Consider the following 22,004-nt stretch of genomic DNA (forward strand, 5'->3'; position numbering starts at 1 on the left):
CCCTACGGGCTGCCACTTCATTCCTTCGCGAACCGCCTGTCAGAACCGCCATATGCGCGCCCCCGCGCCTGTGGATAAACATGTGAAAAAAACACTGGCAAAGCCTGTTGACTTCACTGCGTGAATGGCTACAAGGCGGCTTCCATACGAATTCCACGGGGTTTGCGGCGCGCGATTGCCCCGAAGCAGGAGCGATTATCATGGCGAAGCCGACCACCATCAAGATCCGGCTGAACTCGACCGCCGGCACGGGGCATTTCTATGTCACGAAGAAGAACGCCCGCACGATGACTGAAAAGATGACCGTTCGTAAATACGATCCGGTCGTCCGTCAGCACGTCGAGTACAAGGAAGGCAAGATCAAGTAAGATCTTGACCGTCCGGTCGATTGAAGAAGGGTCGCGCTCCGTATCGGAACGCGACCCTTTTTCTTTGCCGCAATGCGCCTGGCGGGGCGTGGCCCCGCGGGAACGGAAAACCCCCGCCCTGATCGGGGCGGGGGTTCGTTTCGTCAGCCCAGGACTTCGGCGATGCTGTCGCGGGTCACCTCGACGATCTTGTCGGCCTCGGCCTCGGTCAGGCACAGCGGCGGGGCGAAACCCAGGATGTCGCCCTGCGGCATGGCGCGGGCGATGACGCCGCGCTTGAGCATGGCGGCCACGACCTTCGCGCCCTTGCCCTCGGACGCGTCGAAGAAGCGGCGACCGTCGCGATCTGCCATCAGCTCGACCGCGCACAGCATGCCTTCGCCGCGCACTTCGCCGACATTGGCGTGGTCGCCGACGGCAGCGGTCATCTGCGCGTTCAGATAGGCGCCGACCTTGCCCGCATTCTCGACCAGGCCCAGCTCGTCGATCAGCTTCAGGTTGGCGATGCCCGCAGCCGCGCCGATGGGATGGGCGCTGTAGGTCCAGCCATGGCCCAACACGCCGTTCTCGTCGGTGCCGCGCGACAGGACTTCCCACATGCGCTGGCCCACGATGGTGGCCGACAGCGGCGCATAGGCGCTGGTCAGGCCCTTGGCGCTGGTGATCAGGTCGGGCTTCATCCCGTAATGATCGCTGCCGAACATGGTGCCCAGACGGCCGAAGCCGGTCACGACCTCATCCGCGATCAGCAGGATGTCGTGCTTGTCCAGCACCTTCTGGATCGCCTCCCAGTAGCCTGCGGGGGGCGGGACGATGCCGCCGGTGCCCAGCACGGGCTCGCCGATGAAGGCGGCGATGCTGTCGGCACCCTCGGCCTCGATCAGTTCCTCCAGCTTCTGCGCGCAATGGGCGGTGAAGTCGGCCTCGGACATGTTCGCGTCGGGGCGACGGAAGTAATAGGGCGCCTCGGTATGGATCACCTGCGACAGGGGCAGGTCGAACTTCTTGTGGAACAGTTCAAGGCCGGTCAGCGATCCGGTCACCAGGCCCGATCCGTGATACCCACGCCAGCGGCTGATGATCTTCTTCTTCTTCGGGCGGCCCAGGATGTTGTTGTAATACCAGACCAGCTTGACGTTCGTCTCGTTCGCGTCCGACCCGCCAAGGCCGAAATAGACGCGCGCCATGCCTTCGGGGGCGCGGTCCATCACCATCTTGGCCAGCGTGATCGACGCCTCGGACCCGTGCCCGGCATAGGAGTGGTAATAGGCCAGCTCGTGCGCCTGCTTGGCGATGGCATCGGCGATCTGCGTGCGGCCGTAACCCACGTTCACGCAGTACAGCCCCGCGAAACCGTCCAGCAGGCGGTTGCCGTCACGGTCGGTGATATGGACGCCTTCGCCCCCCGTCACGATCCGCTGCGGAGCTTCGCCGCGTTCGAACTGACCGAGATGGGTCGAGGGATGGAAAAAGCTCTCGCGGTCCCATTTCGCAAGTTCGTCATTCGTCAGCATGATTGCTCCTTTCACGCCCAGTTGCGGCAGATGTATTTGATTTCGGTGAATGCCTCGAGGCCCTGGCGGGCACCTTCGCGGCCCAGGCCCGATTGCTTCATGCCCCCGAAGGGGATGGGCGCACCGGTGACCTTCGTCCTGTTCACGGCGACCATGCCGTATTGCAGCGCCCGCGTCATGCGATAGATCTGGCGCGGGTCCATGCTGTGAACATAGGCGACCAGCCCGTATTCGCTGGCATTGGCGCGTGCGGTGACCTCTTCCTCGGTGGTGAAGCGGCTGATGGCCGCGACGGGACCGAAGGTTTCCTCGGACATGATGGCGGCCTCGTCGGGGACGTCGGCCAGCACGGTCGGTCGGAAGAACAGCGGCCCCAGATCCTGATCGACGCCGCCCCCGGTCAGCAGGCGCGCGCCCCGGTCCAGCGCGTCATCTACATGGGCCTGCGATTTCGCGACCTGGCGGTCGTGGATCAGCGGCCCCAGATCGCGATCCTGCATGCCCGCGCCGATGGTCAGCGCCTCGGTCGCGCGGGCGAAGCGGCTGCAGAACTCGTCATAGATCCCGTCCTGCACATAGAAGCGGTTCGCGCCCAGGCAATCCTGGCCGCTGGTGGCGAACTTGGCCTTGATGCCCTCGGCTACGGCGCGGTCCAGGTCGGCGCCCTCGAAGACGACGAAGGGGGCATGGCCGCCCAACTCCATCACCAGGCGCTTCACCGTGTCGGCCGATTGACGATAGAGCAGCCGCCCCACCTCGGTCGAGCCGGTGAAGGACAGCGCGCGGACGCGCGGATCGGCGGTCCATTCGCCCACGATGGTCGCGGCATCGCCGATGACCGTGTTCACGACGCCGTCCGGGAAGCCCGCGCGCCGCGCCAGTTCGGCCAGCGCCAGCGCCGACAGCGGCGTTTCGGCCGACGGGTGGATCACCACGGTGCAGCCCGCGGCCAGCGCGGCGGCGGCCTTGCGGGTGATCATTGCGCAGGGAAAGTTCCAGGGCGTGACCAGCGCGGCGACGCCCACGGGTTCGCGCCACAGCTCCATCTCGGCATCCGCCAGGTGGCTGGTGACGCCCTCGATATTCGGGCGCAGGGCTTCTTCGGCATAGAACTGGATGAAGCTTGCGGCATAGTCGATCTCGCCCCGCGCCTCGGAGATGGGCTTGCCCTGCTCGGCGACCATGATGCGGGCCAGATCCTCCTTGGCCTCGATCAGCAGCGCGTGCCAGCGATGCAGGATCGCGGCGCGGTTCTGGGGCAGGGTGGTGGACCAGGGAAGAAAGGCATCCTGCGCGGCCTCGACCGCCTCGCGGGCGCCGCTGTCGTCGCTGACGGCGACCTGGGCGACCAGCTCGCCCGTGGCGGGGTCGCGAACGGCCAACCGGCCCGATGCGGGGAAATCGCCTGATCCGGGCAGCAGGCCCCGATCGGCCAGCCGATCTTCCAGCGGGCTGCGGTGATCGTCGAACATGGGGCACCTCCTGGCTGTTTGCGTGGACAGGATGACGCCGGCGCGGGGGTGATTTTCACTGAATGCAAGTTCGGGGGCAGAGGAATCCTCTGTCCAAGGCGGCCCGTCCCGAGGATTCCCCGTTCAGCTCAGAAGCGCGGTGGCGGGCGGCAGGTCCTTGACCGGCTTCGTCACGATATAGCTGAAATAACGGCGCACGCCCGCGCGGCTTTCCAGCAGCCCGTCCATCAGGTCCTGAAAGGCCGCGATGTCGCGGCAGATCACCGACATGAGGTAATCGTAGCCCCCGCCGATGGCCCAGCAGCCGGTCACCGCCTCCATTCGCGCCATCACGCGTTCGAATGTCTGGAAGCTTTCGGCGCGGTGGCTGTCCAGTTCGACCGTGACGAAGACATGCACATGCGGGCCCATGCGGGTCAGGTCGATCTCGGCCCGGTAACCCCTGATGAGGCCCGCCTTCTCCAGCCGCTTCATGCGGTCCCAGCAGGGGGTGGGCGACAGGTTCACCCGCGCGGCAAGCTCGGTCTTGGCGATGCGGCCCTCTCGGGTCAGGGTCGCAAGGATCGCGATGTCGCGATCGTCCAGTTTCAGGGCGTTGGGCGGGGTCATGTCCGGGTTGTTTCGCCGGATCGTGCGATTGTCAATCTGGACAATGGCTTCCGGCGCGGCGATCTTGCGGCCATGTCGCATTGGCCACTCCGCCGCGAGGATATCACCCGACCCGCCTATCGCAGCCTTGCCCAGGGCATCGCCGCCGCCATCGATGCGGGCAGCCTGCGTCCGGGTCAGCGCCTGCCGCCGCATCGCGACCTGGCATGGCAGCTGGGCGTGTCGGTCCAGACAGTCAGCCGCGCCTACGAGGAGCTGATCCGTGCCGACCTGATATCTGGGCAGGTGGGGCGCGGCAGCTTCATCAAGTCCGGTCCCCGCGAATCGATCGAGGTGCCGTGGTTCCGCGCGCCGACCGACAGGCCGCCCGTGGATCTGTCGATGATGACGCCCGTGCATCTGCCCCAGATCGCCGAGGCCTGGGCCGACAGCATGACCCGGCTGGCCCACAAGCTGCCGCAATCGGCGATGCTGTCCTTCCGGCCGCGCCAGACCATGTCGCTCTATGGCGGGATGGCGGCGGGCTGGCTGTCGCGCTGCGGGATCACCGTGCCCGCGCAGCGCATCCTGATCACCAACGGCACGACGCCCGCGATGTTCGTGGCGCTGATGACGGTCGCGCAGCCGGGCGACTGGATCGCCACGGAATCGGTGACCTGCCACACGATCAAGCCCTCGGCCCAGCATCTGCACCTGCGGCTGAAGGGGATCGAGTGCGACGAACGCGGCATGATCCCCGAGGCGCTGATCCGCGAGGCCGCACGGTCGGGCGGACGGATGCGGGCGGTGTTCCTGCTGCCCTCGGGCGGGGGGCCGCAGGCCCGCATCGTCGATCGCGACCGCCGAGAGGCGCTGGCCCAGGCCGCCGCCACCGCGGGCCTGGTGATTCTGGAAAGCGACCCCACCGGCCCCATGCCGCCACGCCGCCCGCCCGCGATTTCCAGCTTTGCCCCGGAGCGCAGCTTCTATTTCACGGGGCTGTCCAAGTGCCTGTCGCCGGGATTGCGTCTGGGTTTCCTGACCCTGCCTGAAAAATGGGCAGAAGCCGCGCTGAACCGGCATCTGTCGATGGCCTGGATGGCCACGCCGCTGATGGCGGAAATCGCGCAGGACTGGATCGCCGACGGCACTGCCGACCGCCTGCTGGACGCGCAGCGGGTGGAGCTGGCGGCCCGCAACCGGATGGCGCTGCGCGTGCTGGGGACTGATGCGCAAGGGTTTTTGCACGGTCTGCATCGCTGGCTGCCCTTGCCCGAGGGCACGGACGAACCTGCCGTGGTGGCCCGCGCGCTGGATCGCCAGGTCGCCATCGCCCCCGGGGCGGGTTTTGCCGTGCTGCCATCGGGGCCCGCGATCCGCGTATCGCTGGGGGGCGTCCAGACCTCGGATCTGGATCAGGCCCTGCGCAGCCTTTCGGCAATTCTGCGCGGCTGAGATCATCGGAAAAGCAGGACAATCGGCCAGCGGTTTGACACCCATCCGCATAATTGTCATGGTTTAATATAGAAATTGACTTGGAAATCGCTTGGGCAGAACTCTCGGCCCATGCGCCATCGGGATTACCGCCGGTTTTCCCGCAACCCCGAGGGCCGGACGCGACACGCGAGAAAAAACGACCCCCCAAAGGAGGTACCATGACCATCAAGACCCTGACCGCCGCCAGTATCGCAGCCATGATGCTGGGTTCGGGCGCAGCCACCGCCGACACCTGGCGCTATGCCTTCGAGGAGGCGCTGGACGAGGTGCAGGGCGTCTTCGCCCAGAAGTTCAAGGAAGAGGTCGAGGCCAATTCCGATCACGAGGTGCAGCTGTTCCCCTATGGCACGCTGGGCGAAAGCGACAATATCCTTGAACAGACCCAGTCGGGCATCCTGCAATTCGTGAACCAGTCGCCCGGCTTCACCGGCGCGGTCATCCCCGAGGCGCAGGTCTTCTTCGTGCCCTATCTGCTGCCCGAGGATCAGGAGCAGCTGGTCAGCTTCTTCCGCAATTCGGAAACGATCCACTCGATCTTCCCCGAGCTCTATGCCGAGCAGGGCCTGGAACTGCTGACCATGTATCCCGAAGGCGAGGTCATGCTGACCACCAAGGAGCCGGTCTCGGGCCCCGAGGATCTGGACGACGTGAAGGTCCGCGTCATGACCAACCCGCTGCTGGTCGAAAGCTATCGCGCATTCGGCGCGACGCCCACGCCGCTGGCATGGGGCGAGGTCTATGGCGGTCTGCAGACCGGCATCATCGACGGCCAGGAGAACCCGGCCTTCTATATCGAATCCACCCGCATGTACGAGGTCACCGACCACATCACGCGCCTGGGCCACAACAACTTCACCACCGCGCTGATGGCCAACCAGGAGTTCTTCGAGGGTCTGTCCGACGAGGACAAGACCGTCGTGCAGAACGCCGTGGATGCGGCATTCGACCATATCGTCGAATATCAGGACGGTCTGACGGATGAATCGCTGGACCTGATCATGGAGGCCAAGCCCGACATGACCGTGACCGAGCTGACCCCGGAACAGCGTGCGCCCTTCCGCGAGACCGCGTCCGAGGTCGAGGCGACCTTCCTCGAGATCGGCGGTCCGCGCGCGCAGGAAGTGCTCGACCAGATGAAGGCCGACCTCGAGGCCGCAGCCGGCGACGAGGGCTGATCCGACGACATCGCGGGCCGCGTCCGTCGCGGCCCGCAATCCCGAAGGCCACCCGACCAGACGGCCCCGCAACGGGACCGGCATTCCGACCCCTTCCCATCGGATACCAGCCATGACATCCAGCCCCGACCCCGACAGCGAACGCAAACCCGTTGTCGATCCCGACGTCATCGCCGCCGCCGAGGCGCTCTCGATGGCCGATGACGATATCGACGACAGCGCCTATTCCTCGGGGCTGCCCGGCATCCTGGGGGTCGTGGATACCGTGATCGCCCGGATCGAGGCGGTGCTTCTGGCCACGGGCGTCCTGCTGATGGCGCTGAACACCACGGCGAACGTGGTCGGCCGCTTCGGCTTCGGACGTTCGCTCTATTTCTCGGAAGAGGTGAATACCGCGTTGATCGTGCTGATAACCTTCGCGGGCATCAGCTATGCCGCGCGGCACGGTCGCCATATCCGCATGTCGGCATTCTTCGACGCGCTGCCCTTCCGCGCACGCAAGTTCGCGATGTTCGTCATCTCGGCCGTGACGGCCGTCGTGATGCTGGCGCTGGCCTGGTACGCGTTCGACTATGTCATGACGCAGGCGCAGCGGGGCCGGGTGCTGCCCGCGCTGCAGATCCCCAACTGGTGGATCCTCGTCTGGGCGCCGCTCGGGTTCTTCCTGACCGGCCTGCAATACGCGCTGACGGCGATCAAGAACGTGATCGACCCGGCGATCTGGCTCTCGACCTCGACGCTCGAAGGCTATGACCACAACGACGAAGAAGAGGTCTGAGCGATGACAACGGCCATCCTGGGGACGATGATCGTCCTTCTTCTTGCGGGCTTTCCGATGATGGTGCCGCTGATCATCGGCGCGACCGTGGGCTTCGTCGCCATCTTCGGCGGCATCGGACAGCTGGACACGCTGGTCCAGCAGGTCATCGCGGGCATCCAGCCCGCCAGCCTGATCGCGGTGCCGATGTTCATCTTCGCCGCCGACATCATGACCCGCGGACAATCGGCGGAACGGCTGATCGACCTAGTCATGGCCTTCCTGGGCCATGTGAAGGGCGGTCTGGCGATTTCCACCGCCGGGGCCTGCACGATGTTCGGCGCCGTGTCGGGGTCCACGCAGGCCACGGTGGTCGCCATCGGCGGCCCGCTGCGCCCGCGCCTGCTGAAGGCCGGCTACAGCGACAAGTTCAGCCTGGCGCTGATAATCAACGCCTCCGACATCGCCTTCCTGATCCCGCCCTCGATCGGGATGATCATCTATGGCGTCGTCTCGGGCACCTCGATCTCGGAGCTGTTCATCGCGGGTATCGGGCCGGGGGTGCTGATCCTCGTGCTGTTCTCGATCTATGCCTACATCTATGCGGTGCGCCACAACGTGCCGACCGAACCGCCCGCGACCTGGGCCGAGCGTGGCCGCGCCATCCGTCGCGCCATCTGGCCCTTGGGCTTTCCGCTGATCATCATCGGCGGCATCTATGGCGGGATCTTCTCGCCGACCGAGGCCGCGGCGGCCTGCGTTCTCTATGCGCTGATCCTGGAAATGATCGTCTTCCGCGAATTGTCGGTCAAGCAGCTCTATGCCACGGCGAAATCGACCGGGCTGATCACCGCGGTGGTCTTCATCCTGGTGGGTGCGGGCGCGGCCTTCAGCTATATCATCAGCTTCGCGCAGATCCCGCAGGCGATCCTGGGCGGCATCGGGATCGACGACATGGGCCCTTACGGGGTGCTGTTCACCATCTCGATCGCGTTCTTCGTGGGTTGCATGTTCGTCGATCCGATCGTGGTGATCCTGATCCTCGTGCCGATCTTCTCGCCCGTGGTGGCGTCGGTCGGGCTGGACCCGGTGCTGGTCGGCACGATCATCACCCTGCAGGTGGCCATCGGCAGCGCCACGCCGCCCTTCGGCTGCGACATCTTCACCGCCATCGCCGTCTTCAAGCGCCCCTATGCCGAGGTGATCGCGGGCACGCCGCCCTTCATCGTGATCCTGCTGTCGGTCGCGGTGGCGCTGATCTTCTTCCCCGACATCGCGCTGTTCCTGCGCGACCTGGCCTTCGCGGAGTGATCCATGTTCGAACGTATCCTTGTGGCCTATGACGGATCGAACGGTGCCGAAAGGTCGCTGGTCAAGGCGGCCGATCTGGCCAAGCTGTGCGATGCGCAGCTGATCGTGCTGACCGTCTATCGCCATCATTCGATGCTGGAGGCGTCGCTGTCGATGACGCGCGGCGCCCGCGACCAGGGCGGCAGCCTTGACGATGCGATGCGCGGCCATGCCCGTGACGCGGCCGATTACGCGAAAAGCGTGGCGAAGGATGCGGGCGTCGCGCGTGTCAGCGCCTTCATCCGGGCGGGTCAGCCCGCGCGGACCATCGTGGCGGTCGCGCGGGAAAAGGAATGCGACCTGATCGTGCTGGGCTCTCGTGGGTTGGGCGCGACCGAGAACTATCTGCTCGGGTCGGTCAGCCACAAGGTGACGGGGCTTGCGCCCTGTCCCGTGCTGACCGTCTGAGGGGTGCCTGAGATGTGGAACGACGACATCCGCCGCTTCGGGATGATCGCGCTGGCGACCGACATGACGATGGAGGGCGACGCCCGGCTGGTCATGCCCGAGGGCACCCGGCTGCATGTCACCCGGATCGAATTCGACAACCCCACCACCGAGGAGAACCTGCGCAATACCGGCCCGCGCCTGCGCGCGGCGGTGGACCTGATCGTGCCGGGGGTTCACCTGGACGGGATCGGCTTCGGCTGCACCTCGGCCGCCGCCGTGCTGGGGGATCAGATGGACGCGCTGGCCGGGGGGCGGGCGCATGTGACCACGCCCGCGGGCGCGGCACTGCGGGGCTTCGCGGTGCTGGACGTGACCCGCGTGGCGCTGATGACGCCCTATCTGGAGGCCACGACCAATCTGGTCGGCGACTATTTCGAGGCGCATGGCATCGACGTGGTGCGCCGCGTCTCGATGAATTTCCCCGACGACCGCGACATGGCGGTGCTGCCGCCCGACCGGATCATCGACATGGCGCTGGACAGCGACCATCCCGACGCGCAGGCACTGTTCATCAGCTGCACGGCGCTGCCGGTCATGACCCTGATCCCCGAGATCGAGGAACGGCTGGGCAAGCCGGTCATCAGTTCGAACCAGGCGCTGTTCTGGTCGATGCTGGATCAGGCGCGGATCCCGGCCACGGGTCCGGGGACGCTGTTCGGACTGCGGACGTGGTAGGGCTGGAGGATATCCTTGCCGCCCGCGACCGCATCGCGGGGCAGGTGCTGGAAACGCCGGTGGCGCAGTCGATCGCGCTTGGCGAACGCGCGGGCGTGCCGGTCTGGCTGAAGCTGGAACATCGCCAGACGACCGGCGCGTTCAAGCTGCGCGGGGCCACGAATGCCGTCATGCGGCTGGGCCGGGTGGCGGGCGTCACCACGGCCTCGACCGGGAATCACGGACGGGCGCTGGCCCATGCCGCGCGCCAGGCCGGAACGCCCGCGGTGATCTGCATGTCGTCGCTTGTGCCGCAGAACAAGCTGGACGCGATCCGCGACCTGGGGGCCGAGGCCCGCATCGTCGGCGACAGCCAAGACGACGCGTTCCACGAGGCCCGCCGCCTGAAGCGCGACGAGGGCTTTGCACTGATCCCGCCCTTCGACCATCCCGACGTGATCGCGGGCCAGGGCACCCTGGGGCTGGAACTGCTGGAGCAGGTGCCGGATGCCGCCACGGTCGCCATTCCGCTGTCGGGGGGCGGGTTGCTGGCGGGTGTCGCCGCGGCCCTGAAGGCGCGGCGTCCCGATATCCGTATCGTGGGGATCAGCATGGAACGCGGCGCCGCGATGGCCGCAAGCCTTGCCGCCGGCCACCCGGTCGAGGTTCGGGAACTGCCGACCCTGGCCGACAGCCTGGGCGGGGGGATCGGCCTGCAGAACCGCCTGACCTTCGCCATGGTGCGCAAGCTGATGGACGACCTGATCCTGCTGCCCGAAGACGACATCGCCGCCGGCATCCGCCACCTTGCCGCCGAAGGTCACGTGGTCGAGGGCGCGGCCGCCGTGGGCGCGGGCGCGATCCTGTCGGGGCGGCTGGTCTCGGCGGGGCCCGTGGTGCTGGTCGTGTCGGGCGCGAACATAGACCCGGCCGCCCATGCGGCGATCCTGCGGGGTGCGCCATGACGACCACCCTGACCGAGGCACAGCTGCGCGAGAGGCTGCACCTGGACCATGCCGCGATCGACGTGGTCGAGGATGCGTTTCGCAGGCTGGCCCTTGGCGGGGTCGTGATGCCGCCGGTCATGTCCATGCACCTGCCCGAAGTGAACGGAGAGGTGGACGTCAAGACCGCCTATGTCCCGGGATTTCAGGGCTTTGCGGTCAAGATCTCACCCGGTTTCTTCGACAACCCGGCGCGGGGGCTGCCCTCGACCTCGGGGTTGATGGTGGTGCTGGATGCACAGACCGGGCGGGTGCGGGCGGTGCTGCTGGACAACGGATACCTGACCGATCTGCGGACGGCCGCGGCAGGGGGCGTCGCCGCCCGGCACCTGTCGCGGGGCGATGCCAGCACGGCCGCGATCATGGGGGCGGGGCTGCAGGCACGGATGCAGCTTCAGGCGCTGCGGCTGGTCAGGCCGATCACACGCGCCACCATCTGGGCGCGCGACATCGACCGCGCCGCGGCACTGGCGCGCGAACTGGACGACCCGGACCTGCGCGTCGGTGCGACCGCCGACCCGGCCGAGGCCGTGGGCATGGCCGATATCGTCGTCACCACCACCCCCGCGACCCAGCCGATCCTGCGGGCCGAATGGCTGCGGCCCGGTCAGCACGTCACCGCGATGGGCAGCGACCAGCCCGGCAAGAACGAGCTGGCCCCCGAATGCATCACCCGCGCCGATCTCTATGTGGCGGATCGCGCGGACCAGACGCGGCTGATGGGCGAATTGCGCGCCGCCATCGCCGCAGGCGCCCATGACGGCGCGGACATCCCCGAACTGGGGCAGATCATTGCCGGGCAGCGCCCCGGCAGAACAGATCCCGATCAGATCACCATCTGCGATCTGACGGGTACCGGCGTGCAGGACACCGCCATTGCCACACACGCGCTTGCCGCGTTTTCGAAAGACACGTGAATGCCCGAACTGCAAAGGACCCCCGAGCGTTTCTCGACCGAGGAATACGAGGAACGGTTGAAGAAGACCCGCGCCAGCATGGAGAAGCTGGGGCTTGATCTGCTGATCGTCAGCGACCCGTCGAACATGGCCTGGCTGACCGGCTATGACGGCTGGTCGTTCTATGTCCATCAATGCGTCATCGTGGGGCCGGATGGGCCGCCCATCTGGTACGGACGCGGCATCGACGCGCCCGGCGCGCTGCGCACCGTCTGGATGCCCGAGGACTGCATCCTGGGTTATCCCGACTACTATGTCATGTCGGTCGAACGGCATCCGATGGACTACCTGTGGGCGCAGCTGGCCGATCGGGGCTGGCATACCGGCTTCATCGGCGTCGAGATGGACAATTACTGGTATTCCGCCAAGGCGCATGAACGGCTGGTCTACGGGTTGCCGGACGCGCAGATCCTGGACGCGACGGGGCTGGTCAACTGGCAGCGGGCGGTCAAGACGCCCAAGGAACTGGCCTATATGCGCAAGGCCGCCCGCATCGTCGAACGCATGCATCGCCGCATCGCCGACAAGATCGAGGTGGGGATGCGCAAATGCGACCTCGTGGCCGAAATCTACGATGCCGGGCTGCGTTACGACGAATGGTCCCAGCATGGCGGCGATTACCCGGCAATCGTGCCGATGCTGCCGTCGGGTCCGGATGCCGCGGCCGCGCATCTGACCTGGGACGACCTGCCGCTGAAGAAGGACGAGGGCACCTTCTTCGAGATCGCGGGCTGTTATCAGCGCTATCACGTGCCGCTGTCGCGCACGATCTTCCTGGGCACGCCGCCGCAGGAAATGCTGGATGCGGAAAAGGCCGTGCTGGAAGGCATGGAAGCGGGGCTGGAAAACGCGCGTGCGGGCAACACCTGCGAGGATATCGCCAACGCCTTCTTCACGGTTCTCGACCGCTACGGCATCGTCAAGGACAACCGCACCGGCTATCCGATCGGGCTGTCCTATCCGCCCGACTGGGGCGAACGCACCATGTCCCTGCGCCGCGGCGACCAGACCGAACTGAAGCCGGGGATGACCTTCCACTTCATGACCGGTCTGTGGATGGAGGGCTGGGGCTATGAGACGACGGAATCCATCGTCATCACCGAACGGGAACCCGAGCTGTTCTGCAACATCCCGCGCCGAATGCTGGTGAAGGCATGAACCCGATCAGTCCGACCATCCCGCTGGACGGGCCCGGCAAGCATCACGGCTTCCTGCGTCTGCCCCATTCGCGCAACGACAGCGCATGGGGCAGCGTGATGATCCCGATCACCGTCATCGCCAACGGAGAGGGGCCGACGGCCCTTCTGACCGGCGGCAATCACGGCGATGAATACGAGGGCCCCATCGCGCTGCAGCAGCTGGCATGGGAGCTGGAGCCGCAGGACATCACCGGGCGCGTCATCATCGCGCCCTATCTGAACACGCCCGCCTTCGCGGCGGGCACGCGGGTCAGCCCGATCGACCAGGTCAACATGAACCGCTGCTTTCCGGGCAAGCCCGACGGCACGGTGACCCAGAAGATCGCGCATTACTTCGACAGCGTGCTGGTGCCGATGGCGGATGTCGTCCTCGATTACCATTCGGGGGGCAAGACGCTGGACTTCCTGCCCTATGCGGCGGCGCATTACCTGGACGATGCGGGCCAGCAGGCGGCCTGCGTCGCGGCGATGCGGGCCTTCGGCGCGCCCTATTCGATGATGATGCGCGAAATCGACGCGGTCGGCATGTTCGACACCGCGGTCGAGGAAAAGGGCAAGGTCTTCGTCACGACCGAGCTGGGCGGCGGCGGCACGGCGACCGCCGCATCCGCGCGCATCGCCATTCGCGGGGCGCGGAACGTGCTGGCCCATGCGGGCATCCTTCGGGCCGCGATCGAGACCTGCGACAGCGCGATGCTGGACATGCCGGGGGACGATTGCTTCCACTTTGCCGAACGCGAGGGGCTGCTGCATCCGCTGGTCGATCTGGGCGACGAGGTGTCGGCGAACCAGCCCATCGCCCGCATCTGGGCCAAGGACCGCACCGGTGCCGCCCCGGTCGAGCTGCGCGCCCATATGGCGGGCGTGATCGCGGCGCGGCATTTCCCGGGCCTTGTGCAGCTGGGCGATTGCGTGGCCGTGATCGCCGTGCGGCAGGGCGCATGACCTGAACCCGGGATGCCCCGCGCCGATCGGGCACGGGGCATCCCGATGGCGCGGCGCCGCGTTTCGCGATATGTCCCGATGCGTGGAACACAAGCGAGGCACCATGATCCCGCATCCCTTTGCCGCTTACGCGTCGGTCCGCCATCCGGACCGCAGCCCGGGCCTGCGCGACCTGCCCGAGGAAACGCCCATCGCCATGGTCTATCACGGATCGACCCATGCGGTGATGATGGCCAGCCCCCAGGATATCGAGGATTTCGCCACGGGCTTTACCCTGACCGAGGGCGTCGTGGACGAAGCCGCCCAGATCGAGGAGATCCGCGTGGTGGCCCATGACGCGGGCATCGAGGCGCAGATGTGGCTGTCGGGCGACCGGGGCGACAGGCTGGCCGCGCGTCGTCGCAGCATGGCGGGTCCGGTGGGATGCGGGCTCTGCGGGATCGAGAGCCTGTCGTCCGCGATCCGCGATCTGCCGCGGGTGACGGGTGTCGGCATCCCGGCATCCGAAGTGGCCGGGGCCACCGACGCGCTGCGGCAGATGCAGCCCCTGCATGACGCGACGCGGGCCGTGCATGCGGCGGGCTTTTTGCTGCCGGGGCAGGGCATCGTCATGGCGCGAGAGGATGTGGGCCGCCACAACGCGCTGGACAAACTGATCGGTGCGATGGCGCGGCAGGGGATGGATGCGCGCCAAGGGGCGATCGTGCTGACCAGCCGCGTGTCGGTCGAGATGGTGCAGAAGACCGCGATGGCCGGGGCGGGCGTGCTGATCGCGGTATCGGCGCCGACGGCCCATGCGCTGCGCCTGGCCGACGGGGCGGGGCTGACCGTCGCGGCGCTGGCGCGGGGCGGGGGGTTCGATCTGTTCAGCCATCCCCACAGGATCACGGGGACGGAATGAAACCCGGCCGCCGGTCGTGGTGTTGCCCTTGCGCGAAACATGCGCAGACAGGGACAGGGCATCATGAATGACGGCAGCGGGCAGTTCGATCTGGGTCAGGCCCGGGTCTGCGCGGTGATGAATGCCGGATCGGGTCGCCGCAAGCATCACGAGATCTCTCGGACGCTGAACGAACGGATCGCCCCCGCCTGCGGGCGGTTCGAGATCCGCGTCGCGAAACGCGGCCGCGATCTGCCCGATCTGGCGCGCAGGGTCGCGGACGAGGGCTTCGACCTGGTCATCGCGGTCGGGGGCGACGGGACCCAATCGGCGGTGGCGGGCGCGCTGGCAGGCAGCGATACCGCCATGGGCGTGCTGCCCGGCGGGACGTTCAACTATTTCGCCCGCGATCTGGGCGTGGGCGAGACGATCGAGGACGGGATCGACACGATCCTGAATGCCCGCAAGGGCAGCACCGATCTGGGCGAGGTCAACGGCCTCGTGTTTCTCAACAATATCAGCCTCGGCGCCTATCCGCAGATCCTCAAGACCCGAGAGGGGATCTATCGTCGCTGGGGGCGGTCGCGGATCGCGGCCTATTGGTCGGTGGCGGTGGCATTGCGGCGGTTGCGCCGTCCCATGCAGCTGACCGCCCATGTGGACGGGCAGGAACGCAGTCATACCAGCGCATTGGTCTTTGTCGCGCGCAGCGCCTATCAGCTGGAGACCTTCGGGCTGGAGGGGGCCGATGCGATCCGTGACGGCAAGATGGTCGTGCTGATCGCCAAGGCCAGCAGGGCCATGCCGCTGTTCCGGTCGGCGCTGCGGCTGGCCTTCGGGCACAGCGCACGGGACGAGGATTTCGAGATGATCGTGACCGACAGCATCGAAATCGAGACACCCGACAGCGCGCAGCTGGTCGCCCATGACGGCGAGAAGACGCGCCTGCGCAGCCCGTTCCGCCTGAAGGTGCGACAGGGCGCCTTGCGGGTGCTGTTGCCCGTCGACGGTCAGAGCAAGACCACCTCATGACGCGGCTGGTGCATCTGTCGGACCTTCATTTCGGCTTTCACCGCGAGGCGCTGATCGCCCCGCTGCTGGACCGGATCGCCGAGGCGCGGCCCGAACTGGTGGTGATCACCGGCGATCTGACCCATCGCGCGCTGGAACCGCAGATGGAGGAGGCCGCGCGGTTTCTGGACCGGATCGAGGCGCCGACGCTGATCGTTCCGGGCAATCACGACATTCCGCTGCTGAACCCGCTTGCGCGGATGCTATGGCCGTTTCGCGGTTACCTGCGCCATTTCGGCGGGCCGCTGGGCCCGGTCGCGCAGGCGGGCGATGTCCGCGTGCTGGGCGTCAACAGCGCCGATCCCTTCGCATGGCAGCGCGGCCTGTTCCGGCGCGGAGAGATCGGGCGGCTGATCGGCGGGATCGACCCGCAGGCGATGAACGTGGTCGCCCTGCATCATCCGCTGGAGCAGCTGCCCACCGTCCAGAAACGCACGGCGCGGCGCGCGGACGAGGCCGCAAGCCGGCTTCAGGACGCGGGCGTCGGCATCGCGCTGTCGGGGCATCTGCATATCTTTGCCCTGGACGAACTGCTGGCCACGAACCGCTTTCCGGGGCTGCTGCAATTGCAGGCGGGGACGGCGCTGTGCGCGCGCATCAGCGATCTGCAGAACGAATTCGCGGTGCTGGACATCGCACCGGGTGCGGTCAGGCTGGAACGCCATGTCGCGCCGATGAACCGCGAAGGGTTCGCCCCCCCCGAGATCCGCGACTATGCCTTGCAGGATGGGCGCTGGGCCCGCGTTTAGGCGTTGAGTTTTCCCCCGATCGGCGTTATGTGGGCCGCAGTCACACGGGCGACATGGTCAGAACAGACCGCTTGCACATGGGTCGGGCGATTTCGCCGGACCTTTTGTCGTTGCCACGGGGGGCGCTACAGACCGGCGGAGCCAACCGTCAGGCCAGTCAAACGGACGTAAAGGAAACTGTAAACGCATGTGCGCTAAAGCGACCATGGAGGAATTCGAGGCCCTCCTGAACGAAAGCCTCGAGATCGACACCCCGGACGAAGGTTCGGTTGTCAAAGGCCGTGTCATTGCCATCGAGGCAGGTCAGGCCATCATCGACGTCGGCTACAAGATGGAAGGCCGCGTCGATCTGAAAGAATTCGCAAATCCCGGCGAAGATGCCACCCTGTCGATCGGCGACGAAGTCGAGGTCTATCTGGACCGCGTCGAGAACGCCCGCGGGGAAGCCAGCATCAGCCGTGAGAAGGCCCGCCGCGAGGAAGCCTGGGATCGTCTGGAAAAGGCATATGCCGACGAAGAGCGCGTCGAAGGCGCCATCTTCGGTCGCGTCAAGGGCGGCTTCACGGTCGACCTGGGCGGTGCGGTCGCCTTCCTGCCCGGTTCGCAGGTCGATGTCCGCCCCGTGCGCGACGCCGGCCCGCTGATGGGTCTGAAGCAGCCCTTCCAGATCCTGAAGATGGACCGCCGCCGCGGGAACATCGTGGTTTCGCGCCGCGCGATCCTGGAAGAGAGCCGCGCCGAGCAGCGTGCAGAAGTCATTGCCAACCTGACCGAAGGTCAGACGGTCAAGGGCGTCGTCAAGAACATCACCGAATACGGCGCCTTCGTCGATCTGGGCGGTGTTGACGGTCTGCTGCACGTCACCGACATGGCGTGGCGCCGCGTGAACCACCCGTCCGAGATCCTGGCGATCGGCGAGACGGTCGAGGTTCAGGTCATCAAGATCAACAAGGAAAGCCACCGCATCAGCCTCGGCATGAAGCAGCTGCAGGCCGATCCCTGGGATACCGTCGCGTCGAAATTCCCGATCGAGTCGGTCCACCAGGGCCGCGTCACGAACATCACCGATTACGGTGCGTTCGTCGAACTGGAAGCCGGCGTCGAAGGCCTGGTCCACGTCTCGGAAATGAGCTGGACCAAGAAGAACGTCCATCCGGGCAAGATCGTCTCGACCTCGCAGGAAGTCGACGTCATGGTCCTGGAGATCGACGAAGCCAAGCGTCGCGTTTCGCTGGGCCTGAAGCAGACCATGCGCAACCCGTGGGAAGTCTTCTCGGAGACCCATCCGTCGGGCACCGTCATCGAAGGCGAAGTCAAGAACATCACCGAGTTCGGTCTGTTCGTCGGCCTCGAAGGCGATATCGACGGCATGGTCCACCTGTCGGACATCAGCTGGGATGCCCGCGGCGAAGACGCGATCCAGGACTTCCGCAAGGGCGACGTCGTCAAGGCCGTCGTGCAGGACGTCGATGTCGAGAAGGAGCGTATCTCGCTCTCGATCAAGTCGCTGGAAAACGAAGGCATGGCCGAAGCCGTTGACGGCGTGAAGCGTGGCACCGTCGTGACCGTCGAAGTCACCGCCATCGAAGAAGGCGGCGTCGAGGTGGAATACAACGGCGTCAAGTCGTTCATCCGCCGTTCGGATCTGGCACGCGACCGTCAGGACCAGCGCCCCGAGCGTTTCCAGGTCGGCGACAAGGTCGATGCCCGCGTCACCAACATCGACACCAAGACCCGTCGTCTGGGCCTGTCGATCAAGGCACGCGAGATCGCCGAAGAAAAGGAAGCCATCGACCAGTACGGCAGCTCGGATTCGGGCGCGTCGCTGGGCGACATCCTGGGTGCTGCCCTGAACCGCGGCAACTGATCGCTTTCGGATCTTTCCGATGACATCGCCCGCCCCGCAGATCGCGGGGCGGGCTTTTTCGTGACTATACGAAGGGTTGACCGCCATGGCGCTTGCGTGCCCCCATTAAAGCTGGCAACGCTGTGAACCACCGATTTGCATCGCGCGTTGATTGCCAAGTGGTCCATTGGAGGGAAGCATGATCCGGTCCGAACTGATCCAGATGATCGCCGACGAGAACCCGCATCTGTTCCGCCGAGACGTGGAGCGGATCGTCAACACGGTCTTCGAGGAGATCATCGACGCCATGTCGCGTGGCGATCGGGTCGAACTGCGGGGTTTCGGGGCATTTTCCGTCAAGAAGCGCGATGCACGCCTGGGGCGCAACCCGCGGACCGGCGAATCCGTGGATGTCGATGAAAAGCACGTTCCATTCTTCAAGACCGGCAAGCTGCTTCGGGATCGGTTGAACGACGAGGCATGATCGTCGTAGAAAGGTCGCGGGCCGCTTTGAGCCCCAAACCTGTCGAGGGAAAGCCCGTATGCGTTTCATCCGCCTGATCTTCGTCGCCATTCTGGCGCTGGTGCTGGTCGCCGTCGCGCTGGCGAACCGTCAGCCCGTCCTATTGAAGGCGTTTCCTGCCGATATGGGCCGTTTCCTGGGCGGATCCTGGGCATTGGAGCTGCCGCTGTTCCTGATCATCTTCGTGGCCTTTGCCGTCGGCATGCTGGCCGGGCTGATCTGGGAATGGCTGCGCGAGGCGCATTACCGCCGTGCCGCCAAGCGCGGCAATGTCGAGGTCAACAAGCTGGAATCCGAGGTCGATCACCTGCGCGAGCGTCACAAGGCGCCCAAGGACGACGTGGTGGCGATCCTCGAGGCACCCTCGGCGCCCAAGTCGCGCACCAGCCTGCCTGCGCGCTGAGATCATGGCCGATGTGAAGATCTGCGGGCTGCGCGATGCGGCCCAGCTTGCCGCGGCCGTCGAGGCCGGCGCGCGTTTCGTGGGCTTCGTGTTCTTTGCGAAATCGCCGCGCGCGGTGACCCCGGACGAGGCCGCCGCGCTGGTGGCCGAGGTTCCCGTGGGCGTGGCCCGGGTCGGGCTGTTCGTCGATCCGGACGATGCGCTGCTGCAGGAGGTGTTGGCCAAGGCTCCGCTGGACATCATCCAGTTGCATGGCAAGGAGAGCCCTGACCGCGTGGCCGAGGTTCGAGAACTGACGGGGCTGCCGGTGATGAAGGCGGTCGGCATCTCGGGGGCCGAGGACCTGCCGCAACTGACCGATTACGGGCTCGTGGCCGACATGCTGCTGGTGGACGCCAAGGCGCCGAAGGATGCCGTGCTGCCGGGCGGGAACGGGCTGGCCTTCGACTGGCGGCTGCTTGTCGGGCGGCGCTGGCTGCGCCCCTGGATGCTGGCGGGCGGCCTGACCCCCGATAACGTGGCCGAGGCCGTGCGCCTGACCGGGGCCCCCGTCGTCGATGTCAGTTCCGGGGTCGAGGCCGCGCCGGGTATCAAGGATCCCGCGCGGATTCGCGATTTCATCGCCGCCGCGCGGGGCTGACCGGGTTCGCGTTGCATAAGGGTGCAACGGGTGTTGCATGGGCCAAGTCATTGTAAACAGACGACAAGTTCGCCCGTTGCGCACAACCCAAGGTATAGCAATTGACTTTGCGAACGGCCTTAGGTAGAAGGTTTACATGCTGGGAGAAATGGGCAAGCGGCCAAGGGGGTGACCCCTCGGGCCGCTTTTTCGTTTCTTGGCTCGTGCGGACAGGACACGAGGCGGGGCAGTTTCTGATGAATGACATGGAATGGGGCGGGACGGGGCAACCCGAGGGACCTTTCACGGCTGGCATGACCCCTGGGGACATGCCCCCGGTCGCGGATGGCGAGGACGAGATCGACGTCCTTCGCTGGCTGTTCTGGGATTACGTGAAGGACCTCAGGACGCATCAGATCGAACTTCGGGCACAAGGCGCGGGTGAGGTCGACACCTCGCGGCTGAAAAAGGCCATGGATACGGCGAAGACCGTCCGAGAGGCGGTGCAGCTGCTCATGGCGGAAAGGAACAAGGTTGAGAAACTTCGCAAGGACATCGCAGGCGGGGTCGGAGGGGGCAGCCTCGACCTTGACGCCGCAAGAGACGAGATCGGGCGCCGCCTGGCTTGCCTCCGCCGGGCCGGAGGAGGTTGAGGATTTCCTGGGCGGGCTGTCGGAAAACGCGCTGATGAGCCTGCCCTGGCTGTTCGAGTTCTGGGCCCTGCCGCACCAGTTGCCCCCCGAGGGCGACTGGAAATCATGGGTCATCATGGGCGGACGCGGCGCGGGCAAGACCCGTGCGGGTTCGGAATGGGTGCGGCGGATGGTCGAGGGGCCGACCGCCGCCGCGCCCGGTCGCTGCCACCGCGTGGCACTGGTCGGCGAGACGTTCGACCAGGTCCGCGAGGTGATGGTCTTCGGGGAATCCGGCATCTTGGCCTGCACTCCGCCTGACAGGCGACCCGTCTGGGAGGCCGGGCGGCGCAGGCTGGTCTGGGCGAATGGCGCGACGGCCACGGTCTATAGCGCGCATGAGCCCGAAGCGCTGCGCGGCCCGCAATTCGACGCGGCCTGGGCGGACGAGTTGGCCAAGTGGAAGAAATCCGAGGATGTCTGGGACATGCTGCAATTCGCGCTGCGCCTGGGCGATCATCCGCAGCAGGTCGTCACCACGACGCCGCGCAATGTGGGCGTGCTGAAGCGCATCCTGCAGAACGCAAGCACCGTCGTGACCCATGCGCCCACCGAAGCGAACCGCGCCTATCTGGCCGAGAGCTTTCTGGCCGAGGTCGAGGCGCGCTATGGCGGGACGCGTCTGGGGCGGCAGGAGCTGGACGGGGTGCTGCTGGACGATGTGGAAGGCGCGCTGTGGACGACATCCATGCTGGAGGCGGCGCGGATCGCGGATGTCCCGAAGCTGGACCGCGTGGTCGTCGCAGTCGATCCGGCCGTCACGGCAGGCAGCAACAGCGATGAATGCGGTATCGTCGTCGTCGGCGCGGTGACCCAGGGCGAGCCGAAGGACTGGCGGGCCTTCGTGCTGGAGGATGCCAGCGTGCGGGGCAGCCCGACGGACTGGGCGCGGGCGGCGATCGCGGCGATGGATCGGCATGGCGCCGAGCGGCTGGTGGCCGAGGTGAACCAGGGCGGCGATCTGGTCGAGAGCGTGATTCGCCAGATCGATCCGCTGGTGCCCTTCCGGGCGCTGCGGGCCACGCGCGGCAAGGGCCTGCGGGCCGAGCCGGTCGCCGCGCTGTATGAACAGGGGCGCATCCGACATGTCAGGGGGCTTGGCCCGCTGGAGGATCAGATGTGCCAGATGACGGTGCGGGGATACGAGGGGCGCGGCAGCCCGGACCGGCTGGATGCGCTGGTCTGGGCGGTCCACGAGCTGCTGATCGAGCCCTCGGCCCAGTGGCGCAGACCGCAGATGCGGCGGCTGTAAGGTGAAATTCATGCAGGCAGGAAGGGCCGTCCCCGTGGGG

Annotated in this window: 23 protein-coding genes; 20 read left to right on the top strand and 3 right to left on the bottom strand. The window is 66.5% G+C overall.

Going from position 1 to position 22,004, the window contains the following annotated elements:
* Positions 1 to 200 precede the first annotated feature (200 nt).
* Positions 201 to 368 carry a 50S ribosomal protein L33 gene (gene rpmG, locus KO490_RS13145; protein ID WP_022707377.1) on the top strand — a complete coding sequence of 56 codons (168 nt, stop codon included), beginning with the start codon at positions 201 to 203 and terminating at the stop codon, positions 366 to 368.
* Positions 369 to 511: 143 nt separating this feature from the next.
* On the opposite strand, the gene KO490_RS13150 is transcribed toward rpmG, so the two are convergent.
* The 3 genes from KO490_RS13150 to KO490_RS13160 all read right to left on the bottom strand — a co-directional run bounded on the left by KO490_RS13150 (position 512) and on the right by KO490_RS13160 (position 3,963).
* On the bottom strand, positions 512 to 1,882 hold the full coding sequence (locus tag KO490_RS13150; protein WP_216019863.1) for an aspartate aminotransferase family protein: 1,371 nt from the start codon (positions 1,880 to 1,882) through the stop codon (positions 512 to 514).
* Positions 1,883 to 1,893: 11 nt separating this feature from the next.
* Positions 1,894 to 3,354 carry an NAD-dependent succinate-semialdehyde dehydrogenase gene (locus KO490_RS13155; RefSeq protein ID WP_216019864.1) on the bottom strand — a complete coding sequence of 487 codons (1,461 nt, stop codon included), beginning with the start codon at positions 3,352 to 3,354 and terminating at the stop codon, positions 1,894 to 1,896.
* A 123-nt stretch (positions 3,355 to 3,477) separates the two neighbouring features.
* Positions 3,478 to 3,963, bottom strand: coding sequence for an Lrp/AsnC family transcriptional regulator (locus KO490_RS13160; RefSeq protein ID WP_216019865.1), 486 nt, complete (start codon positions 3,961 to 3,963; stop codon positions 3,478 to 3,480).
* Positions 3,964 to 4,035: 72 nt separating this feature from the next.
* Here KO490_RS13160 and KO490_RS13165 point away from each other — a divergent pair, with 72 nt between their 5' ends.
* The 19 genes from KO490_RS13165 (at position 4,036) to KO490_RS13255 (ending at position 21,964) form a co-directional block, all read left to right on the top strand.
* Entirely contained in the window at positions 4,036 to 5,397 is a 1,362-nt protein-coding gene (locus KO490_RS13165; RefSeq protein WP_216019866.1) for a PLP-dependent aminotransferase family protein, read from the top strand.
* A gap of 200 nt (positions 5,398 to 5,597) precedes the next feature.
* A complete protein-coding gene (dctP, locus tag KO490_RS13170; RefSeq protein WP_216019867.1) occupies positions 5,598 to 6,614 on the top strand; it encodes a TRAP transporter substrate-binding protein DctP in 1,017 nt (338 codons plus the stop codon).
* Positions 6,615 to 6,807: 193 nt separating this feature from the next.
* On the top strand, positions 6,808 to 7,392 hold the full coding sequence (locus tag KO490_RS13175) for a TRAP transporter small permease (protein WP_216020158.1): 585 nt from the start codon (positions 6,808 to 6,810) through the stop codon (positions 7,390 to 7,392).
* A 3-nt stretch (positions 7,393 to 7,395) separates the two neighbouring features.
* Positions 7,396 to 8,682: a TRAP transporter large permease gene (locus tag KO490_RS13180; protein ID WP_216019868.1), complete on the top strand. Its 1,287-nt coding sequence runs from the start codon at positions 7,396 to 7,398 to the stop codon at positions 8,680 to 8,682.
* 3 nt (positions 8,683 to 8,685) lie between these two features.
* Positions 8,686 to 9,129, top strand: coding sequence for a universal stress protein (locus KO490_RS13185; RefSeq protein WP_216019869.1), 444 nt, complete (start codon positions 8,686 to 8,688; stop codon positions 9,127 to 9,129).
* 12 nt (positions 9,130 to 9,141) lie between these two features.
* On the top strand, positions 9,142 to 9,846 hold the full coding sequence (locus KO490_RS13190) for an ectoine utilization protein EutA (protein WP_216019870.1): 705 nt from the start codon (positions 9,142 to 9,144) through the stop codon (positions 9,844 to 9,846).
* The gene (gene eutB, locus KO490_RS13195; RefSeq protein WP_216019871.1) at positions 9,840 to 10,790 is read left to right on the top strand and encodes a hydroxyectoine utilization dehydratase EutB; all 951 of its coding nucleotides are present in this window, start codon (positions 9,840 to 9,842) and stop codon (positions 10,788 to 10,790) included. Before KO490_RS13190 ends, eutB begins: the two co-directional genes overlap by 7 nt.
* Positions 10,787 to 11,746 carry a cyclodeaminase gene (locus KO490_RS13200; RefSeq protein ID WP_216019872.1) on the top strand — a complete coding sequence of 320 codons (960 nt, stop codon included), beginning with the start codon at positions 10,787 to 10,789 and terminating at the stop codon, positions 11,744 to 11,746. Before eutB ends, KO490_RS13200 begins: the two co-directional genes overlap by 4 nt.
* Positions 11,747 to 12,943 (top strand): ectoine hydrolase DoeA, encoded by a 1,197-nt coding sequence (gene doeA, locus KO490_RS13205; protein ID WP_216019873.1) that lies wholly within the window; start codon positions 11,747 to 11,749, stop codon positions 12,941 to 12,943.
* Entirely contained in the window at positions 12,940 to 13,929 is a 990-nt protein-coding gene (gene doeB, locus KO490_RS13210; RefSeq protein WP_216019874.1) for a N(2)-acetyl-L-2,4-diaminobutanoate deacetylase DoeB, read from the top strand. The genes doeA and doeB overlap by 4 nt, the downstream gene beginning before the upstream one ends.
* 103 nt (positions 13,930 to 14,032) lie before the next feature.
* The gene (gene fdhD, locus KO490_RS13215) at positions 14,033 to 14,830 is read left to right on the top strand and encodes a formate dehydrogenase accessory sulfurtransferase FdhD (RefSeq protein WP_216020159.1); all 798 of its coding nucleotides are present in this window, start codon (positions 14,033 to 14,035) and stop codon (positions 14,828 to 14,830) included.
* A 63-nt stretch (positions 14,831 to 14,893) separates the two neighbouring features.
* Complete coding sequence (locus tag KO490_RS13220; RefSeq protein ID WP_252727171.1) at positions 14,894 to 15,841, top strand: diacylglycerol kinase family protein; 948 nt, start codon at positions 14,894 to 14,896, stop codon at positions 15,839 to 15,841.
* The gene (locus KO490_RS13225) at positions 15,838 to 16,629 is read left to right on the top strand and encodes a metallophosphoesterase (RefSeq protein WP_216019876.1); all 792 of its coding nucleotides are present in this window, start codon (positions 15,838 to 15,840) and stop codon (positions 16,627 to 16,629) included. The genes KO490_RS13220 and KO490_RS13225 overlap by 4 nt, the downstream gene beginning before the upstream one ends.
* Before the next feature lie 187 nt (positions 16,630 to 16,816).
* Positions 16,817 to 18,496, top strand: coding sequence for a 30S ribosomal protein S1 (gene rpsA, locus KO490_RS13230; protein WP_216019877.1), 1,680 nt, complete (start codon positions 16,817 to 16,819; stop codon positions 18,494 to 18,496).
* Positions 18,497 to 18,674: 178 nt separating this feature from the next.
* On the top strand, positions 18,675 to 18,959 hold the full coding sequence (gene ihfB, locus KO490_RS13235) for an integration host factor subunit beta (RefSeq protein ID WP_022707351.1): 285 nt from the start codon (positions 18,675 to 18,677) through the stop codon (positions 18,957 to 18,959).
* A gap of 58 nt (positions 18,960 to 19,017) precedes the next feature.
* On the top strand, positions 19,018 to 19,401 hold the full coding sequence (locus KO490_RS13240) for a LapA family protein (RefSeq protein ID WP_216019878.1): 384 nt from the start codon (positions 19,018 to 19,020) through the stop codon (positions 19,399 to 19,401).
* A gap of 4 nt (positions 19,402 to 19,405) precedes the next feature.
* Positions 19,406 to 20,041 (top strand): phosphoribosylanthranilate isomerase, encoded by a 636-nt coding sequence (locus tag KO490_RS13245; protein ID WP_216019879.1) that lies wholly within the window; start codon positions 19,406 to 19,408, stop codon positions 20,039 to 20,041.
* A 236-nt stretch (positions 20,042 to 20,277) separates the two neighbouring features.
* Positions 20,278 to 20,673, top strand: a complete 396-nt coding sequence (locus tag KO490_RS13250; protein ID WP_216019880.1) for a permease — start codon at positions 20,278 to 20,280, stop codon at positions 20,671 to 20,673.
* 34 nt (positions 20,674 to 20,707) lie between these two features.
* Complete coding sequence (locus tag KO490_RS13255; RefSeq protein ID WP_252727172.1) at positions 20,708 to 21,964, top strand: DNA-packaging protein; 1,257 nt, start codon at positions 20,708 to 20,710, stop codon at positions 21,962 to 21,964.
* The last annotated feature ends 40 nt before the right edge of the window (positions 21,965 to 22,004 follow it).

Source organism: Paracoccus sp. C2R09 (assembly GCF_018860625.1).
Taxonomy (GTDB): Bacteria; Pseudomonadota; Alphaproteobacteria; order Rhodobacterales; family Rhodobacteraceae; genus Paracoccus.

What these genes read in the sequence shown, in the direction of transcription:
- rpmG (WP_022707377.1), top strand. Translation starts at nt 201, where the DNA reads ATGGCGAAGCCGACCACCATCAAGATCCGGCTGAACTCGACCGCCGGC.
- KO490_RS13150 (WP_216019863.1), bottom strand. Translation starts at nt 1,882, where the DNA reads ATGCTGACGAATGACGAACTTGCGAAATGGGACCGCGAGAGCTTTTTC.
- KO490_RS13155 (WP_216019864.1), bottom strand. Translation starts at nt 3,354, where the DNA reads ATGTTCGACGATCACCGCAGCCCGCTGGAAGATCGGCTGGCCGATCGG.
- KO490_RS13160 (WP_216019865.1), bottom strand. Translation starts at nt 3,963, where the DNA reads ATGACCCCGCCCAACGCCCTGAAACTGGACGATCGCGACATCGCGATC.
- KO490_RS13165 (WP_216019866.1), top strand. Translation starts at nt 4,036, where the DNA reads ATGTCGCATTGGCCACTCCGCCGCGAGGATATCACCCGACCCGCCTAT.
- dctP (WP_216019867.1), top strand. Translation starts at nt 5,598, where the DNA reads ATGACCATCAAGACCCTGACCGCCGCCAGTATCGCAGCCATGATGCTG.
- KO490_RS13175 (WP_216020158.1), top strand. Translation starts at nt 6,808, where the DNA reads ATGGCCGATGACGATATCGACGACAGCGCCTATTCCTCGGGGCTGCCC.
- KO490_RS13180 (WP_216019868.1), top strand. Translation starts at nt 7,396, where the DNA reads ATGACAACGGCCATCCTGGGGACGATGATCGTCCTTCTTCTTGCGGGC.
- KO490_RS13185 (WP_216019869.1), top strand. Translation starts at nt 8,686, where the DNA reads ATGTTCGAACGTATCCTTGTGGCCTATGACGGATCGAACGGTGCCGAA.
- KO490_RS13190 (WP_216019870.1), top strand. Translation starts at nt 9,142, where the DNA reads ATGTGGAACGACGACATCCGCCGCTTCGGGATGATCGCGCTGGCGACC.
- KO490_RS13200 (WP_216019872.1), top strand. Translation starts at nt 10,787, where the DNA reads ATGACGACCACCCTGACCGAGGCACAGCTGCGCGAGAGGCTGCACCTG.
- doeA (WP_216019873.1), top strand. Translation starts at nt 11,747, where the DNA reads ATGCCCGAACTGCAAAGGACCCCCGAGCGTTTCTCGACCGAGGAATAC.
- doeB (WP_216019874.1), top strand. Translation starts at nt 12,940, where the DNA reads ATGAACCCGATCAGTCCGACCATCCCGCTGGACGGGCCCGGCAAGCAT.
- fdhD (WP_216020159.1), top strand. Translation starts at nt 14,033, where the DNA reads ATGATCCCGCATCCCTTTGCCGCTTACGCGTCGGTCCGCCATCCGGAC.
- KO490_RS13220 (WP_252727171.1), top strand. Translation starts at nt 14,894, where the DNA reads ATGAATGACGGCAGCGGGCAGTTCGATCTGGGTCAGGCCCGGGTCTGC.
- KO490_RS13225 (WP_216019876.1), top strand. Translation starts at nt 15,838, where the DNA reads ATGACGCGGCTGGTGCATCTGTCGGACCTTCATTTCGGCTTTCACCGC.
- rpsA (WP_216019877.1), top strand. Translation starts at nt 16,817, where the DNA reads ATGTGCGCTAAAGCGACCATGGAGGAATTCGAGGCCCTCCTGAACGAA.
- ihfB (WP_022707351.1), top strand. Translation starts at nt 18,675, where the DNA reads ATGATCCGGTCCGAACTGATCCAGATGATCGCCGACGAGAACCCGCAT.
- KO490_RS13240 (WP_216019878.1), top strand. Translation starts at nt 19,018, where the DNA reads ATGCGTTTCATCCGCCTGATCTTCGTCGCCATTCTGGCGCTGGTGCTG.
- KO490_RS13245 (WP_216019879.1), top strand. Translation starts at nt 19,406, where the DNA reads ATGGCCGATGTGAAGATCTGCGGGCTGCGCGATGCGGCCCAGCTTGCC.
- KO490_RS13250 (WP_216019880.1), top strand. Translation starts at nt 20,278, where the DNA reads ATGAATGACATGGAATGGGGCGGGACGGGGCAACCCGAGGGACCTTTC.
- KO490_RS13255 (WP_252727172.1), top strand. Translation starts at nt 20,708, where the DNA reads ATGAGCCTGCCCTGGCTGTTCGAGTTCTGGGCCCTGCCGCACCAGTTG.